This window comes from Sphingomonas sp. GW821-FHT04B01, from assembly GCF_059420425.1.
The window spans coordinates 1-16,300 of sequence record NZ_JBWKTR010000023.1 but is presented as its reverse complement, the minus strand read 5'-3'; the positions used below and the strand labels follow the sequence as shown (position 1 = coordinate 16,300).

Genomic DNA, 16,300 nt, shown 5'->3' with positions numbered 1-16,300 from the left:
CGGGGTGGAGCAGCCCGGTAGCTCGTCAGGCTCATAACCTGAAGGTCACAGGTTCAAATCCTGTCCCCGCAACCACCTTTGTAGAACTCGACACGCCGCCCTCACGGGCGGCGTTGTCGTTTGTGGCAAACGCCACCAGGTCCCCGATCGTTGCCACCACTTCGGCCTCGGCCGAGCCGCCCGCGTCAGGATAAATCGTCACGCTCTCTATAAGCTGCGACAGGATCTCGGCGGCTTCGCCGCGGATCTTGTCCTCGTTGAGCGTCTCTGTAAGACGTTCCGCCTTCGCAGCGAAGAGCGCGGTCAGGTCCGCAGGGGTCGGCAGAGTGATGGTCGCGACACGGGGCTGGAGCTGGATCTGCGCCTCGAGCCGCTGCTTCTCTGCCTCGCGCTCAACCAGCAGCTTCGTCAACGTCTCGCTGATAACGCCGGCCAGCATGTTCGCGCCGAGGTTAGCGATCTCAGCCGTGACCACCGCCAGACGCTCGCTCAGCGCATCGTCATGGTTCCCGGCGTAACGGTCGAGGCGGTCCAGCTCCCGCGCGAATTCATCGGCGAAGATGCGTGCATGGTCGGGCGTGAAAAGGTGATGCTGGAACACCGCCAGCGTCGCGTGCTCAAAGGGTGCCTTGCGTACGGATATGGTGTTGCTGCAGGTGCCGCGCTCTTTCTGCCCAGCGCAGCGGTAATAGTCCTTTCCGCTGATGGTATAGTTCGACCCGCACACGCTGCAGCGGATGAGGCCGGACAAAAGATGCTTTTTCCGCTTCTGCCCCACGGGCGAGCCGCCCAGATTGGGGTTCTTGCGCCGCTCGATCTGCTGATGCACCGCGTCCCAGAGCCGGTCGCCGAGAATGCGCAGGTCGGGAACGGCAACCTCCACCCATTCCGACTGGTCGCGAATCCGGTAGCGCCGCTCGCGCGTCTCGCTGTCCGGATTTCGGCGCCACTGCCGTCGCCCCCAGACGAGGCGGCCGACGTATAGCGGATTGTTCAGGATGCCGACGGCCTTCTTCGGGTCGCCGCGGATTGTCGACGCATTCCACTGTCCGCCCCGCGGACCGGGGATACCGTTTTCATTGAGGCTCTTTGCAATCTGGATGGACGACTGTCCGGCCGCGAACTCGGTGAAGATCCGGCGCACGATATCGGCCTGGGCCTCGTCGATCTCCAGCAGTCCGCGAATGAGCTCGCCGCGTGCGTCGAGCCTGATGACGCGCTTGAAGCCATAGGCGCGGCCACCGGCAAAGCGGCCAGCCAGAACGGCGGCTTCCATCCCGCGGATGGTCTTGTCGATGAGGTGCTTGAGAAAGATCGCGCCCAGCAGGCCCGCAACCGCGAACTTGATCTCGTCGACATGGCCCTCGCTGACGGTATGCAGCCGCACACGGTGGTAGGCTAGCTTCTTGCCAAGCCAGGCGACGTCCTCTGCGTCGCGGGCGAGGCGGTCGAGTGCTTCGCACACGACGAGATCCACCCGGCCATTCTCGACATCGCTCAACAGCTTCTTGAGGCCCGCACGGTCGCGGCGATAGCCCGACTGTTCGGGGTCCAAATAGGTGGCAACGACCCGGCCGCCGAGATAGTCGATCAGCTTTATGCACGAGGCAGCCTGGTCGGCGCTTGAGGTGGCCGTTTGCATGCTGGTGGAATGGCGACCGTAAATCGCGATCCGTGGGCAATTCTTAATCGGCATTGGTCTATCTTCTCACCTGCGTCGCGGCGCTGCTGCGTAACGGTTCGGGGACTCGGGAAAGGCAGACTTGCGGTGGTCCGAAGCTGCTTGTCGGGCGATCAGCCGAACAAGATCCTCCAGGCCTAAGTGAGCGCCCTGTTTGTCGGGGAGCGGCTTTGTTTCGCCCGACCGTGTGCCATGACTCGACATGGTGCCTTCCTGCACCAGGGCGCCATCGGCACAGGGGGACCCAAAGATTGCACGGAAGCCTAACGGAAGCGCGGTGGTGGTTCTGATCGCGCATCACCGTCGGACCTCAAACCAGTCAGTCACCGGCACGTGAATCAGCTCTTCCGCTTTGGCTCGAACGGGCCCGCGTTTCAAAGCGCAGCGCAGCGAGTGAAGCGACTTTCTTCCGCTCTTTGTAGCCGCGTCGAGCTCCTGGATATGCCGCACTACGCAGCGATCGAGTTTCGCGTCCGCCCGCAGCAGGCCAGTGGCCAGGCGGATATCTACGTTGGGTGGCTCGGCGCGTCGACGGCGCGGTAGACCCGCGTTGGGGAATAGCCGTTCCGTCTCCTCATCCACCTGCGACAGCGCACGCAGCATCGTTAGCGACAAATACGTCACGGCTTCGCCGATGGTCAGGCCCATCATCTTGTGGCAGAAATCGCGCCTTGCGAAGCCCCGAGCCTGCAGCGCCTCACGGTTGAAGACCACACGTCGAGCGGCTTCTGCCAAGGCCTGTAACAGCCGGTCGATGGAAAGTTTCTCGCCGGTGGTCAGTCGATCTTCTACGCGGCTAGCAATGATGGCCAGCTTGAGTCCTTCTGCGTTCGACGGCAGCCAGTCGCTTTGCGTGGCGACCGTCACGGTATCCTGGAAGCTGAGGTGGGGATTGATCGACCTGCCTCGCTCGGCAATCTCGACCACGATCTTTGCGGGGGCGCAAACCGATTCCGCCAAGGCGGTCGCTGTGCTCAGCCAGACGGTTTTGCCTTTGAAGCGTTTGCCAAGCGGCGTGAGCGCAAGTGTGTTCAGAACCTGGGCAAAATCGAGCACGGTACGGAAGGCGAGCAGATAAGCCTGGACTCGTATCGTCAGGGCGAAGTCCGCCATCGGCAGCTCGGAAGGCTGCCTGCGGAAAAAGGCTGCTGCCTCCCCCAGTCGCCCCTCGATCACGAACTGATAGATAGCAGTATGGTGGCGTTTGAGTCGGTCAAGCCGCTCTACATGACGATGCAGCGCATACGATCCCGAGCCAGCAAGTTCGGCTTTACAAAGAAGCACGGTTTCGAAAAGACCGGCGACCTCGTCATTCTCTTGTGCGCCTAAGAAACTCATCACGTAAGCGCGGTGATCGACAACGTCCTGCTTACTATAAAGCAAGCAGTTGTGCTTCGCCACAAAGCGCTGCCCCTCTTTAAGCGCCTTCACAGAGGTGTTGATATGCGCCGTGATTTTTCGATCTTGGCCAAGCTTGTCGAAGCCCTGGACCAATTCTAGGACGAGGTCGATGATCTTGTCTTCATCCCCGATCTGCAAGGCGGTTAGCGCCGCTGCAAAGGCTGCCTGGCGTCGCGTCAGGATTGCTACATTTCGTGTAGCGCTTGACTTGTAAGGGCCTGTTGGAACGTCTTTCTTTCGAGCGTACGACATCACGATCTCCAAAACTATGAAGATCGCGTCCTGGCTACGCGACGGTCGCCCCGCCTAAGGGCCGAACTGCATTTAAACCCGAAGCAGCTCTCGAGGACGTGGGGTTGATGGCGCGCCCCGTGCCTCTTCGTTGACACACCAGGCCGTGCCGTCCGAAACCTTACCCGACGCTCGCATCCATCAACACGTCGGGATCACCATCAACGTAGCGCGATCGCGTCGCGAAAGCTACGGTGAGTTCGTGTGGGGCGCGATATTCGCCCTCCAGCAGCCGTCTTCGCCAGAATGGCAGCAAGGCAAAGCATGCAGCCTCGGACCGTCCGGTTGTTGGTAGAAGCCCTAGCGGGCGCGCAGGAAAAGACGCTCCAGGTGGTGAGCGAGGCCTGGCCGAGAGCGGCGTCAGCGGCAAAGGGCCCTGCATTGATTGGGGCAGTGCCCACGTCCAGTAATGCGCCGTCGGCCCAGAGTGGTGCAGAGCGACCTGTCCGTTTTCATGTGACCGCCTGCATAACTTGCCATTCGTTCATTTGGCCGCGCAGGAGCCCAAATGCCCTGCCGGCGGTCGATAGCGGAATGCCGGTACTCGCAAGATAACCGTCGCAACGAACGCGGCAATACGCTGCTCGCCAGAGGTTAAAAGTATGAATGAACATGGTTCGGTCTTCGATACGTGGTGCTTGTTTGATCAGTCCTTTTTACGTCGTCCAACCGCCCATAAAGTACCAGCCGCCCGCCGGTCTTCATAAGGTATGCCCAAAGCGTACCTGCAAAATATGTTATCTGGCAGGGTTGTGGCTGCGCACCACCTGATACCATCAGAGACATGGGAATAAGATAATGGCACAAGGCGAGATCATTGCCGTAAATGACCGCCTAGGCTATGTAATGGTGGCGTAATCCACAGAGGCAAATGTGCCAATATGACATTGCAAATCAACATCACGCCTAACGGGCGCATGAGCCTGCCGTCAGACGTCCGAAAGCGTCTTGGTCTGAGTGGCGGTGGTGCGGTCTACCTAGATGAAACCGAGGATGGCGTCGTGTTACGGACGGCAAGCCAAGCGGTGGCACGCGCCCAGGCTCTGGCCAAGCAGTACACCGATGGTAACCCCGACGCATCCGTTGACGCTTTCCTTACCCGACGTCGGGAGGAGAGCGGAGAATGAGCGTGGTGCTGGATGCGTCTGCGATCATCGCCATGCTCAAGGGCGAACGCGGAGCGGCAAAGGTCGCGGCCGAGGTCGGTGGGGCGCGGGTGAGCAGCGTCAACTATGCCGAGGTCATCAGCCACTTCGTCCATGCGGGCATGCCCGAGCGCGAAGTCGATGCCATGCTCGATCCACTGCCGCTGACCGTCGTGCCGGCCGACAAGTCGCTCGCGCAGATCGCCGGGCGGCTGCGGGCAGCAACCGCCGAGGCGGGGCTTAGCCTTGGCGATCGTTTCTGCCTGGCACTTGCACTGCGCGACGGTTTGCCCGCGCGGACCAGCGACCAGAACTGGAAGAAGATCGCTGATGCCGTTGAAGTCAAGGTTGTCGCGATCCGCTAACCTCGCACGGTTGCGGGGTAGGGGAGGGGGCAGGACGTCCGGCTCGACAGCCATGGGTGGGGAGCGGCCCGTCCGTTTCCGGGCGGCCCACCGCGGTAAGCTGCACTCCGTTCATGCAGCGGGGTAGGAGCCAGAAGGCCGTTTCCTGGTGGTGAGCGGAATGGCAGCTTTACATAAGCGCAGGGTATCAGCGGTCAGGCACCTGGTCGATCAGGTCGTGACGTTTAATTTTGCAGCCAGCTTAAGGCTTTTTCGATCTCAGAGAAAAATTCTACGCCGTCCCGCGATGTTAACCTTCTTGCCTGCAAGCGAGCAAGACTTTTTGCTGTCACAAACGCTAGCCGGCGAGATCGAACGTCGTCTCCACCTACTATCCGAGAGAACTCACCTACGCTTTCTTGGCTTTGTATATCCATCTGCCGAATGTCACAAAGTGTTAAGTGAGTGTTGTCGGGACAGGATAGTTTTGCGATAGCCTGCACTAGTTCTCGATGCATCTGGATGATCGTCGCGCTATCGAAGAACCCACCCATCGTAAGCCGAATAAGGCAAGCGTCACGCTCGCCTTCGATCCGAAACCAGCCCTGCATCCGTTGCATCCTCCTCGCCCACCGACTGTCTGCTCTTGAGTCGCAGGCCGCAAGAGGTGAATGACCTACTTTGGGCTTAGCGGACTGGCCGCTTTCGAGGTGCGCCGCGCACGTCGCGAACGTTTGGGATGGGTCACAGCGGCATAATAGGCTTGTCGTCGAACCCAGTTGCGGCGGCCATGCAAAGTGGCCAAGCGGCGTTGATCACGGCGTCCACTGATTGCGCGTACTTATGGGCTCCCCAATCCAACGCGATATGAAGCAGACCGCCCTCGATCCCGCGGCGCAATAGGGGATCCCCCCGCCAATGGTCGTTTTGATCTGACGCCAGCGCGGTAAAGAGGGGGGTCGACAGGTCATGCATCGACTGGCGGATCGCCGCGTCGATCCCAGGCGACACTCCGACAATCTCGACCAAAAATACCCGCGCTGCGGCCGGATGCGCGCGCAAGGCGGCGTAATAGGCGCCGAGCATCCGGCGGACACGATGCTCGGCCGTTTTGCCGGGTTCGTCGGCTTCGACGATTTGGATGAGGAGCGCCTGGATAACCTCGTTGAATGCGGCCAGCAGCAACTCCTCGCCGTTGGCGAAGCTCTCGTAGAAGTAGCGTTCAGTCAGCCCGGCCTCGCGGCAGATCGCTCGAACACCGGTACCATGAAACCCTTGCGACCCGTAGAGGCGAACGCCAGCCGCGATCAGCATCTCGCGCCGTTCAGCACGGCGAGCGTCCAGTGATCGGCCGGTCCAGCGCTTTGTGGTTGTCGTCGTCATGCTCCTCTCATAGATGGATTGACAATGACAACCAGCATTGTCACTAATTGGGTGCGCCGGTGAATGGGGATGGGCATGGAGCAACTTGACGTTCTGATCGTGGGGGCGGGACTGTCCGGGATTGATGCCGCCTATTGGATGTCGAAGGGCAAAGCGCATCGTCGCTGGGCGATCTTCGAAGCACGTGATGCGATCGGTGGTACTTGGGATCTGTTCCGCTATCCGGGACTGCGATGTGACTCAGACATGGCAACGCTGGGGTTTCCATTTCGGCCATGGACGGGCGACCGCTCCATCGCTGCCGGCGCCGACATTCGCGATTATATCTGCGACACTGCCGCCGAATACGGCATCAATCAGGGTGTCCGCCTCAACCATCGCGTTACTGCAGCCGATTGGTCGTCGGCGGACGCTGTATGGACGGTGACGTACGAAGCGGCGGGCGACGTGCGGCAGGTTGCCTGCCAATTCCTGTTCCTGTGCTCGGGATATTATGATTATGCCGCCGGACACGCGCCGACGTGGCCGGGTATGGCGACGTTTGCGGGACAGATCGTTCATCCGCAATTTTGGCCGGACACGCTCGCTATCGCAGATCGCCGCATCGTCGTGATCGGATCTGGTGCGACCGCGGTCACGCTGGTGCCGGCGCTTACGGAAATGAGGGCCGCACACGTCACCATGGTGCAGCGGTCGCCGACATATATCGTCTCGCGCCCGTCGCGAGACATGCATGCACGAACCATGCGACGTTGGCTGCCTGCACGCGCGGCGGAGGCGGCAATTCGCTGGAAGAATATCCTCTACGGCAGCTTCGTCTACACAATGGCGCGTCGCAAGCCGCATGTGGTGAAGCAGAAGATCGCGCAGCATCAGCGCGCGATGCTGGGTCCCGATTTCGACATAGAGACGCATCTGACACCACGCTACGATCCCTGGGATCAGCGGCTGTGCCTGGTGCCAGATGGGGATCTGTTCAAGGTGCTCCGCAAGGGGCAAGCATCGATCGTGACCGACGAGGTCGCGGCTTTCGAACCAAGCGGCCTGCGCCTCGCGTCTGGCGGTGCGGTGGAGGCGGACATCGTGATCACCGCCACCGGTTTAAAGGTGCAGTTGATGGGAGGGGCGCGGATCACGGTCGACGGCGCGGTCGTCGATCCGGGACGTCGGCTGCTCTACAAGGGCGCGATGCTGGACGGGGTGCCGAACCTTGCCTTTGCGATCGGTTATACCAACGCGTCGTGGACGCTGAAGTGCGACCTGACTTCGCAGTTCGTCCGCCGCCTGCTGGACCATATGGAAGCGCGCGGCGCAACGAGCGTGATGCCGCAGGCGCCCGCAGCATCGACCGACGAGCCGCCGATCCTGGACCTGACGTCCGGTTACGTCCAGCGTGCCGCCGCGCTGCTTCCGCGCCAGGGCGCTCGTGCGCCCTGGCGGGTGCAGCAGAACTACGTGCAAGACCTTTGGGCGCTGCGCACGGGGCAAATGGACGATGGCGTGTTGCGCTTTAGCTATGCGCGAACGACGCCAACGGGGGTGGCGGTATGAGCGCTCGACTAATGCTGGACGGCAAGGTCGCGGTCGTAACCGGTGCGGCAAGCGGGATTGGGCGTGCGATCGCGCGATCGATGGCGGCCCGAGGATGCAGTCTTGCCATCGCAGATGTTAACGAGGCCGGCCTTGCAGAGACCGCGGGGCTGATCGGAGACGCCGTCCGTCTGACTTGCCATCAACTCGACGTGGCGGATCGAACCGCCGTCGCGCACTTTCCTGACGAGGTTGCGGCAGCGCATGGTACGGTCGACGTCGTGGTCAACAATGCCGGCGTCGCGCTATCGGGGACGTTTGCGCAGTTGAGCGAGGCGGAGTTCGATTGGCTGCTGGAGATTAATCTGCAAGGCGTGGTGCGGATGACGCGGGCGTTCCTCCCTGTGCTTGAGCGGCGGCCGCATGCCCAAATTGTAAACCTGTCGAGCCTGTTCGGCCTGATCGCACCGCCGGGGCAAAGCGCCTATGCCGCCGCCAAATTCGCGGTGCGCGGCTTTTCGGAGGCGCTGCGACATGAATTGGAGGCGGCGGAGTCGCCGGTCGGGGTGAGCGTCGTTCATCCCGGTGGCGTCCGGACCGGTATCGCGACGAATGCCCGCGCTGCCGCAGCAGTGGATGCGGCCGAGGCCGCCAGGCAACAGGCGCATTTCCAGAAGGTGCTGCGGCTCGATGCAGATCAGGCGGGCGAGATCATCGTACGCGGTATCGAACGGCGCCAGCCTCGCATCTTAGTCGGACAGGATGCCAAATTGGTTGCCGCAATCGAACGCCTGATGCCGGTGGCGTATTGGCGTGTGATCGGCCGCCGTCGCGGCTGATCCCCCGTTAGTCCTTGGAGGGCGGTAGCAGTTCCTCAAGTGTGCCGTTTGGGGCCGCCCGCTCAAGCAACGATGAAAGCAGGTCGATGGATTCATCCATTGCCTGAGGATCATCGATAAACTCGCGCCCTAGCGACATGCCGCGCATCGCCCAAACAACCAGACGGATCGCTGAATTATCGAGTACAGACGTACCCAACCGTTCCCGGAACGCCTTCGCCGCCAATTCTTCAATCGCGCTCTGCACGGGCTTGATAAGCGTCGCCAGATCGGGATCGCTACGCGAGGCAACGAAAATCTCGAGGACCGCCATGCCCGATGGTCGTGACAGCACCTCCCAAGAGATGCGCGGCCAGTCGGAGACGCGCGAGCCGATCTGCCGCTCGCGTTGCAGTTCGCGATAGGCGACTACCTCGGCATCAAAAACCCAGCGCACCACCTCGGCGATGAAGGCGGCGCGCGAGGCGAAGTGGTGCGTGATTGCGCCCCGACTGATTCCGGCCTCGTCGGCAATGATTCCGTTGCTGGCGCGCGTGTAACCCAGTCGGCTGATCGCGCGCACTGCCGCCTCGAACAGCGCCGTGCGAGTTTCCGCCGTACGCTGTTCCTGCGTCCGCCGCTTGGGCTTCGTTTCGCTCATCATCGTCGTCTCATTTTACAAAAAGCATGAGCCGGTCACGCTGCACGAAACAAGGCCTTATGCATCAGAAGCGCCACTCGAATGCACCACCAATCCGGCGGAAGGCATTGTCGGGCAGGGTCTGCACATATTGTCCGGCTGAAAAGTTGCCGGGGAAGATGGCAGCGGCGTAGCGCTTGTCGAACAGGTTGCGGACGAACACGCTGAAGCGGGCGTGATCGCCGATGTCGCCGATGCCGATCGTCCCGTTGACCAACGAATAGCCCGACTGGATCGTATTGGGATCGTTGATCGCGTAATAGAAGCGGCTGCGATACCGCCAATCGGAGGTCACAAAAACCTTGAGGTCATTGCCGATCGGCTGATCGATGTTGGCAGCGAGGCTGGTCGTCCATTTCGACGCGCCAACCAGCGGCGTGCCCGCGGCATTGAAGCTCGGCCCGGCAAGCGTGCAGCCTTGCGCGGCGGTCTGTCCGGCGAAGCAGGCGACGTTGTAATTGCCGTATTTGGTGTCGAGATAGGTGACGCCGCCATTGAAGCTGATGCCACGCATGGGGCGAATGATTGCCTCCGCCTCGACGCCCCGCGTCTTCAGTTCGCTCGCGTTGCCGGTGCGGAACGAGCCCAGCCCGCCATTTAGCGCGGGGTCGAACACCTGCGCCTGGAAATCGCGGAAGTTGTTGATGAAGCCGGCAATGTTGAGGCTCAGCTTGCGGTCGAGCAGGTCGAACTTGCCGCCAACCTCATAGGCGTCAACCTTTTCCGGGTCGACGTTGAACGCGACTCCGGCCGCAGAGCTGATTGCCGGCCCCTTATAGCCGCGCGTGTAGGTGGCATAGAGGTTGGCCGTCGTCGTGATCGCGTATTCGATGCCGGCACGGCCTGAGAAGCCATTGGCGTTGCGACCTGCAAAAATAGGCGCGGCCAGCGCCCCGACGCAGCGCCGTCCGCCGCTGAGCAGGAAGGTGACGAGGTTGCAGACCCCCGGCACCGCAGTGACGGTCGTCGTCGAATCTATCTCGTCGCGCGTGTAGCGACCGCCGGCAATCAGACGCAGCTGGGACGTGAGGTTGAAGGTCAGCTGGGCGAAGCCGGCATAGCTTTTCGTCGTGTAATCAAAGTTGGATTGCCCATTGACCGGCGACAGGCGCACCGGGAAGCTCGCAGGGAAAACGCCGAACGTACCATCCTGCAAAATCTGCGCGTCGATATGCTGGCGGAAGAAATAAAGGCCTGCGGTATAGTCGACGACTCCATGACCCGCATTTGAAAGGCGGAGTTCCTCCGATAGCTGATTGGATTGCGAATTGGCGATGTTAGTGTCGAAGAAAGGGACTGGCGTCTGATCAACATCGTTGTTCGCTCGCGCCTTCAGGTTTCGATAGGCGGTGACGGAGGTGATAACCACCGGACCCGCATCGTAATTGACTGCAAGCTGTGCGCCAAAACTCTTTTCGTCGCGTACGACATTGGTGCTGCCAATCGCAGTCTTATTGTTGGTGGGAGATGCAATCACGCCAAGCGCACTGTTCTGCGCAAATACGAAATGTGCAGGCGCCAGCGGCCGAAACGCGGCTGGGATCGGCGTCGGATCGTTGCCGCCAAATTTGCGGATCGTCGAATAGGCTTCGATGCCGTTGTTGTTCTGGTTGTCGACGATCGCATAGAGGCTGAGACGATCGGTCGGCTTCCATAGCAATTTGCCCGTGCCGAACCAGCGCCGTACGGGATCAAGCCGGCCGGGGCCGACGAGCTGCGTTGAGGGCTTTTGATACTGATAGCCACCGACGACGCGCAACGCCGCTGTTTCGCCGATCGGCACGTTGACCACCGCCTGCGACTGAACCTGGTCGCGACTGCCCGCCTGCACGCGGCCGCTGCTGCTCCAGGTGCCGAGTTCGGGCCGCGCGGTGGTAATCGAGATGAGGCCGGCGGTGGTGTTCTTGCCGAACAGCAATCCTTGCGGCCCGCGCAGCACCTCGACACGCTCGACGTCCGCCAACGAGTTCAGCGGCACGTAGCGCGGCAGCGTGATGTTGACGTCGTCGACGGCGATACCGACCGCAGATTCAATACCGTAATCGAATGAGTTGGTACCAACGCCGCGGATGGCAAAATTTGGTACCCCGGGGGTGGCGGTAAAGTTGAGGCTGGGTGCGCGCTGCGTGATATCGGCCAGCTGATTCGCGCCAGTTTCGCGCAATGACTGGCCGTTGACGACGGTGATTGCGATGGGGACGTCGCGCAGGTTCTCGGTGCGACGCTGCGCGGTGACGACGATGTCGCCGTCCGTCGACGTCGTATCGAGTGCTGGTGAAGACGCCTGAGCATCTGACGCAGGAGCGATCTGTGCCTGCACACTTCCGGCCCATGCCATTACGCTCGAACCAATCAGCAGCGCCAATCCACGCATCGTCTATTCCTCACCTAAACGCGGTCCACGCCGCTTGACAACAAGCATTGTCTACTCGAAACATACTGTCAAGCGCGTATGCAAGTAAGTGCGCAGTCGGGAGTAGGCATGATAACATTTCGGTACACCCGCGCGTTGGCGCTCGCCGTCCTGTTGGGCTCCGTCGGGTCAGCTGGGGCGCAAACCGCCCCGTTCCCGCGAACCAGTAAAGCGGGTGCCGATAAACGCGCTACTGAAACCGAACGCCGTATGCAGACGGACGAGCGCACGACACTGACCCACGGACTGTGGGCAATCCCGCTTATCCCGAATGTGACGATACCAGCCGAAGCGGTGCTGGGCGCCGGCTATGTCACCGGCATCCCAAGGCTTAACGTCCCAGCGCTGATCGAAACCGATGCGAGCCTGGGCGTGTCGTACATTGCAGGGCTGCGGAAGGACGGCGCTACCGCACTGCCGTCCGCAACGGCGATGGGATCGACCTGGAATCCGGACCTGATCCGCCGTGGCGGCGCGATGATCGCCGGCGAGGCGCGGGCGAAGGGATTTAACGTGCTCTTGGGCGGCGGGATCAACCTGATGCGTGATCCGCGCAATGGGCGCACGTTCGAATATTTCGGCGAGGATCCGCTGCATTCCGGATTGCTGGGCGGCGCAGCGATCGACGGCGTCCAGTCGCAGCACGTCCTGTCCACGGTCAAGCATTTCGCGCTCAATGCGCAGGAGACCGGCCGGCATGCAGTCGACGGCAGACTTGCCGACGACCCGTTTCGCATGAGCGACCTGCTCGCCTTCGAGATCGCGATCGAGCGCGGCAAGCCTGGCGCCGTGATGTGCGCCTACAACCGCGTCAACGGCGCCCCGGCGTGCGGCAGCGACTATCTGCTCAACCGGGTGCTGAAGCAGGACTGGCGCTATCCCGGCTTCGTGATGTCGGACTGGGGCGCGGTCGGCGCGACCGACTTTGCGCTGGCCGGGCTCGACCAGCAATCGGGTGCGCAGATCGACAAGCAGGTGTTCTTCGGCAAGCCACTTGCCGAGGCGGCGGCACGCGATCCGGCTTATGCGGGGCGCGTCGGGGACATGAACCGGCGTATCCTGCGCTCGATCTATGCGATCGGGCTGGATGCCAACCCGCCAGTGAAGGCGCCGATCGACTTTGCCGCCAATGCCGCAATTGCCCGTGCGGTCGAGGACGAGGGCATCGTGCTGCTGCGTAACCGGAACGCGCTGCTGCCGCTGTCGAAGGACGTCGGCTCGATCGTGGTGATCGGTGGCTATGCCGATGCCGGCGTTCTGTCGGGCGGCGGATCGACGCAGGTCCAGCCCGCCGGTGGGCCGGCGGTGTCGCTGCCGATGGGGGGCGAGGGGCCGCTTGCCAAATACAACAACCAGACCTTCCACGGCACCGCGCCGCTCGCTGCGATCCGCGCGCTGGCGCCCAAGGCGAAGGTGACGTTCGTCGATGGCCGCTATCCGGCGGAGGCGGCCGCTGCCGCTGTTCGCGCTGACGTCGCGATCGTCTTGGCGACGCAATGGATGGCAGAGGGCGCCGACGTGCCCGATTTGTCGCTGCCCGGTGGCCAGGATGCGACGATCGCCGCGGTCGCCGCTGCCAATCCTAAGACGATCGTCGTGCTAGAAACCGGCGGCCCGGTGTTGATGCCCTGGCTCGAGCGGACGGGGGCAGTGCTCGAGGCGTGGTATGGCGGCGCAAAGGGCGGCGATGCGATCGCGGCGACGCTGTTCGGCGACGTGAACCCGTCGGGTCGGTTGCCGGTAACGTTCCCGGCCTCGATCGAGCAGCTGCCGCGGCCGGCGCTACCTTATGCGGGGATGATCGACCGCGATTTCGCCGCCGGGTTAGCGGCGGGCAAGAGCTATCCGATCGATTACGACATCGAGGGTGCGGACGTCGGCTATCGCTGGTTTGCGCGCAAGGAGGCGGTGCCGCTGTTCCCGTTCGGCTTCGGGCTTGGGTACACGACCTTCGAGCACGGCGCGGTGAAGATCGTTGGCGGTGCGAACCCGCGCGCGACCGCAATGATCCGCAACACGGGGGTGCGCGCAGGCAGCGATGTGGCCCAGCTCTATCTTGTTTCCTCGCCCGCCGGACGCACTTTGCGCCTCGCCGGATTCGCGAAGATTGCTGTTCAACCAGGCGCGGTCGCAACCGCAACGATCCCGATCGAACCGCGCCTGCTCGCCGACAGCAAGGGCGGCCACTGGACCATGCCCGCCGGAGCCTATGGCTTCGCCCTCGGCCGATCCGCCACCGATCTCGGTCCGGTCGTCACCGTCACCCTTCCGGCGCGCAAGTGGCGCTGACCCCCTCAGCGAAGGATTATCTGATGTCGCGTGCCCGCATCGTCAGCGCTTTGGTTGCGCTCGCTTGCCCCATATCCGCCTCTGCGCAGAACATTCCGGTCGCGCCGATGGCGACACCGGCGCAGCCCGGCGCTATTCCGCTCGGCACCGGCGGGGTGCCCGGCATGCCGTCGGAAAGCTGGTTCACGCTTGCCGGTCGTCCGACCGTGCGCAACGTGTCGACCGCAACGCTGATGCCCGTATTGCCTGCCAAGGACAAGGCGACGGGCGCCGCGGTTGTTATCGCGCCGGGCGGCGGCTTCGTGATGGAGTCAATGGAAGCGGAAGCGATGAAACCCGCCCGCTGGTTCGCGGATCACGGTATCGCTGCTTTTGTCCTCAAATATCGCCTCGATCCCACGCCTGCGCCGATGGAGGCGTTCAAGCAGGCGGCACTCGCCCGCTTCGCGGCCGCCGCGGTCGCTGGCGCGAAAGGGGGCGCGGACATCCCCGCGCCTGCACCGGCGCTTGCCGATGCACAGGCGGCAATGCGAATGGTACGAGCCCGTGCCGCGCATTGGGGCATCGACCCCAAGCGCGTCGCGTATATCGGCTTTTCGGCCGGAGCGATCATGGGCGTCGATCTGGTGAAGGCCGCCGCGCCAGGGACGGCTCCGGACCTGTTCGCCGCCATTTATCCGTCGATGGCGCCGACCATCATCGCGCCGACCGCTCCACCGCTATTTGTCGCTGTCGCTAGCGATGACGAACTGTTTGGCAAGCAGGGTTATGGCCTGCCCGACAGCTGGCGCCGCGTAGGACGCGCAGTCGAGCTGCACGTCTACGAACATGGCGGTCATGGCTTCGGCTTCGACGGCAAGGCCGGCACGACCAGCGTCGGCTGGAACCAGGCGCTGCTCGGCTGGCTCGGTACGCACGGCTGGCTCACGAAACAATAGGAACGGCCCACAGAGGCCGCGAGAGGACACCCCCCTGACAAGGAGACGGATCGATGCGTTGGTCGTTGATATATGCGTTAAGTGCTATGGTGCTGACCCAGCCGGTCATCGCGGCGACGTATCAGCCGAACGGGCCGATTGAGCGGCAATACGCTGCCGACGGTCCATGGGCCAGACGACCATAGTGTCGAACTGTGCGTGTGATCGCGAGGGCAATGTCTGCGACATCTGGTATCCGTCAAACCTAGGCACCAATCCATTGAGGCGGATGGCGGACGGGTTCCGCCACCCCGTCATCGTCTTTGCCAATGGCACCGCTGACACCGTGCCTGCCGACAAGAACCGCTATTTCTTGCGGCACCTGGCCAGCTGGGGGTCCATCGTCATCCGCTCACGCGATGGCTCGACGGGGCAGGGTGATACGGTAACTGACGCAGCGAAATACCTGCTCGGCCTGTCACACGATCCGCAGAGCGTCTTCTACGGCAAAGTCGACGCGGACAATATCGGCCTCGCTGGCCACTCGCAGGGGGCCGCGAGCGCGACATTGCTGTTTTCTCAGAACAACCCGCTATTCAAGACCTACGTGCCGATCGAGACGCCGCTGCGGGCGGTGTGCGTAGTGGCCAATTGCTCGATCGACCTTGGCGCGCTGCCGCAGGTAACGCGGGGATCAATTTTCTATGTCGGCGGTGATGCGGACGTCATCTCCAGCCTGCCCACCAACCTTGGCTATTACGCACCCACGTCGGATGCGGTGGATAAGGTGATGGGGATGATCGCGCTCGGCGGGCATACCGAGATCGAGGGCAGCCCCGACTGCGCCCCCGGCGGCATTTCAGGATCGTGCAATATCGGCGTCTATCCATTGCTCGGCTATCCCACCGCCTGGTTCATGTGGAAGCTGCAAGGTGCAGGCGATGGCCCGGCGGCATTCGGCCCCAACGGCGAACTGGCGCACGCATCCCCCGAATGGCTCGGCGTGCTCAGCAATGTCCGACCACGCTGAGCGACTTCCCTGGCGATGGGCTCTGGCTGCGATCAGCGTCACGGCGCTGATACTGGTGGCGGTTGTCATGTGGCTGCCGTCGCCCGCAACCGCGCCTGTCGCGTCACCGTCCGATGGTGTCAGGGTCGTTTCCTCGCTGGCGGAAGTCTTTCCTTCTGCTCATCCCGCCGATCCGCCGCCCGCATCTTCCGAATGGACGGGCCTCGAACGCAGCGCGGTCGTCACTGCGCTTCACCTGCCGACCAAGGCCAGGCTGGGTGTGGTGAAAGGTACGGAGGTGTCTAGGCTCAGGACTCATTGGTCACAGCCAGAAGATGACGGTGGCCGCGAGCGCGACGGCAGAGAAGAAGACAGTTGG

The 16,300-nt window shown here is 62.5% G+C and carries 13 protein-coding genes; 8 read left to right on the top strand and 5 right to left on the bottom strand.

Annotated elements, in window-relative coordinates; all coding sequences use genetic code 11:
• Positions 1–31 precede the first annotated feature (31 nt).
• Both AC07UH_RS21200 and AC07UH_RS21195 read right to left on the bottom strand, forming a co-directional pair.
• A complete protein-coding gene (locus AC07UH_RS21200; RefSeq protein WP_495182168.1) occupies positions 32–1,696 on the bottom strand; it encodes a recombinase family protein in 1,665 nt (554 codons plus the stop codon).
• Between the two features lie 282 nt (positions 1,697–1,978).
• The gene (locus AC07UH_RS21195) at positions 1,979–3,346 is read right to left on the bottom strand and encodes a hypothetical protein (protein ID WP_495182167.1); all 1,368 of its coding nucleotides are present in this window, start codon (positions 3,344–3,346) and stop codon (positions 1,979–1,981) included.
• Between the two features lie 908 nt (positions 3,347–4,254).
• On the opposite strand from AC07UH_RS21195, the gene AC07UH_RS21190 reads away from it, so the two are divergent.
• Positions 4,255–4,500, top strand: coding sequence for an AbrB/MazE/SpoVT family DNA-binding domain-containing protein (locus AC07UH_RS21190; RefSeq protein WP_495182166.1), 246 nt, complete (start codon positions 4,255–4,257; stop codon positions 4,498–4,500).
• Positions 4,497–4,883 carry a type II toxin-antitoxin system VapC family toxin gene (locus tag AC07UH_RS21185; RefSeq protein ID WP_495182165.1) on the top strand — a complete coding sequence of 129 codons (387 nt, stop codon included), beginning with the start codon at positions 4,497–4,499 and terminating at the stop codon, positions 4,881–4,883. Before AC07UH_RS21190 ends, AC07UH_RS21185 begins: the two co-directional genes overlap by 4 nt.
• Before the next feature lie 723 nt (positions 4,884–5,606).
• On the opposite strand, the gene AC07UH_RS21180 is transcribed toward AC07UH_RS21185, so the two are convergent.
• Positions 5,607–6,245, bottom strand: coding sequence for a TetR/AcrR family transcriptional regulator (locus tag AC07UH_RS21180; RefSeq protein WP_495182164.1), 639 nt, complete (start codon positions 6,243–6,245; stop codon positions 5,607–5,609).
• 75 nt (positions 6,246–6,320) lie between these two features.
• On the opposite strand from AC07UH_RS21180, the gene AC07UH_RS21175 reads away from it, so the two are divergent.
• On the top strand, positions 6,321–7,796 hold the full coding sequence (locus AC07UH_RS21175; protein WP_495182163.1) for a flavin-containing monooxygenase: 1,476 nt from the start codon (positions 6,321–6,323) through the stop codon (positions 7,794–7,796).
• A gap of 11 nt (positions 7,797–7,807) precedes the next feature.
• Positions 7,808–8,614: an SDR family NAD(P)-dependent oxidoreductase gene (locus AC07UH_RS21170; RefSeq protein ID WP_495182162.1), complete on the top strand. Its 807-nt coding sequence runs from the start codon at positions 7,808–7,810 to the stop codon at positions 8,612–8,614.
• 7 nt (positions 8,615–8,621) lie between these two features.
• Here AC07UH_RS21170 and AC07UH_RS21165 read toward each other — a convergent pair whose 3' ends face one another.
• Positions 8,622–9,257, bottom strand: coding sequence for a TetR/AcrR family transcriptional regulator (locus AC07UH_RS21165; RefSeq protein ID WP_495182161.1), 636 nt, complete (start codon positions 9,255–9,257; stop codon positions 8,622–8,624).
• Between the two features lie 61 nt (positions 9,258–9,318).
• Entirely contained in the window at positions 9,319–11,667 is a 2,349-nt protein-coding gene (locus AC07UH_RS21160) for a TonB-dependent receptor (protein ID WP_495182160.1), read from the bottom strand.
• 312 nt (positions 11,668–11,979) lie between these two features.
• Here AC07UH_RS21160 and AC07UH_RS21155 point away from each other — a divergent pair, with 312 nt between their 5' ends.
• The 4 genes from AC07UH_RS21155 to AC07UH_RS21140 form a co-directional block, all read left to right on the top strand.
• Positions 11,980–13,995, top strand: coding sequence for a beta-glucosidase (locus AC07UH_RS21155; RefSeq protein WP_495182159.1), 2,016 nt, complete (start codon positions 11,980–11,982; stop codon positions 13,993–13,995).
• Positions 13,986–14,933: an alpha/beta hydrolase gene (locus AC07UH_RS21150; RefSeq protein ID WP_495182158.1), complete on the top strand. Its 948-nt coding sequence runs from the start codon at positions 13,986–13,988 to the stop codon at positions 14,931–14,933. The genes AC07UH_RS21155 and AC07UH_RS21150 overlap by 10 nt, the downstream gene beginning before the upstream one ends.
• A 166-nt stretch (positions 14,934–15,099) precedes the next feature.
• Positions 15,100–15,942 (top strand): hypothetical protein, encoded by an 843-nt coding sequence (locus AC07UH_RS21145; protein WP_495189992.1) that lies wholly within the window; start codon positions 15,100–15,102, stop codon positions 15,940–15,942.
• The coding region (locus AC07UH_RS21140; RefSeq protein ID WP_495182156.1) for a hypothetical protein at positions 15,926–16,300 on the top strand (375 nt) is incomplete at its 3' end. The genes AC07UH_RS21145 and AC07UH_RS21140, both read left to right, overlap by 17 nt.

Excerpts from the sequence above, each read along its gene's own strand:
- AC07UH_RS21200 (WP_495182168.1), bottom strand. The coding sequence starts at position 1,696 with ATGCCGATTAAGAATTGCCCACGGATCGCGATTTACGGTCGCCATTCC.
- AC07UH_RS21190 (WP_495182166.1), top strand. The coding sequence starts at position 4,255 with ATGACATTGCAAATCAACATCACGCCTAACGGGCGCATGAGCCTGCCG.
- AC07UH_RS21185 (WP_495182165.1), top strand. The coding sequence starts at position 4,497 with ATGAGCGTGGTGCTGGATGCGTCTGCGATCATCGCCATGCTCAAGGGC.
- AC07UH_RS21180 (WP_495182164.1), bottom strand. The coding sequence starts at position 6,245 with ATGACGACGACAACCACAAAGCGCTGGACCGGCCGATCACTGGACGCT.
- AC07UH_RS21175 (WP_495182163.1), top strand. The coding sequence starts at position 6,321 with ATGGAGCAACTTGACGTTCTGATCGTGGGGGCGGGACTGTCCGGGATT.
- AC07UH_RS21170 (WP_495182162.1), top strand. The coding sequence starts at position 7,808 with ATGCTGGACGGCAAGGTCGCGGTCGTAACCGGTGCGGCAAGCGGGATT.
- AC07UH_RS21165 (WP_495182161.1), bottom strand. The coding sequence starts at position 9,257 with ATGATGAGCGAAACGAAGCCCAAGCGGCGGACGCAGGAACAGCGTACG.
- AC07UH_RS21160 (WP_495182160.1), bottom strand. The coding sequence starts at position 11,667 with ATGCGTGGATTGGCGCTGCTGATTGGTTCGAGCGTAATGGCATGGGCC.
- AC07UH_RS21145 (WP_495189992.1), top strand. The coding sequence starts at position 15,100 with ATGGGCCAGACGACCATAGTGTCGAACTGTGCGTGTGATCGCGAGGGC.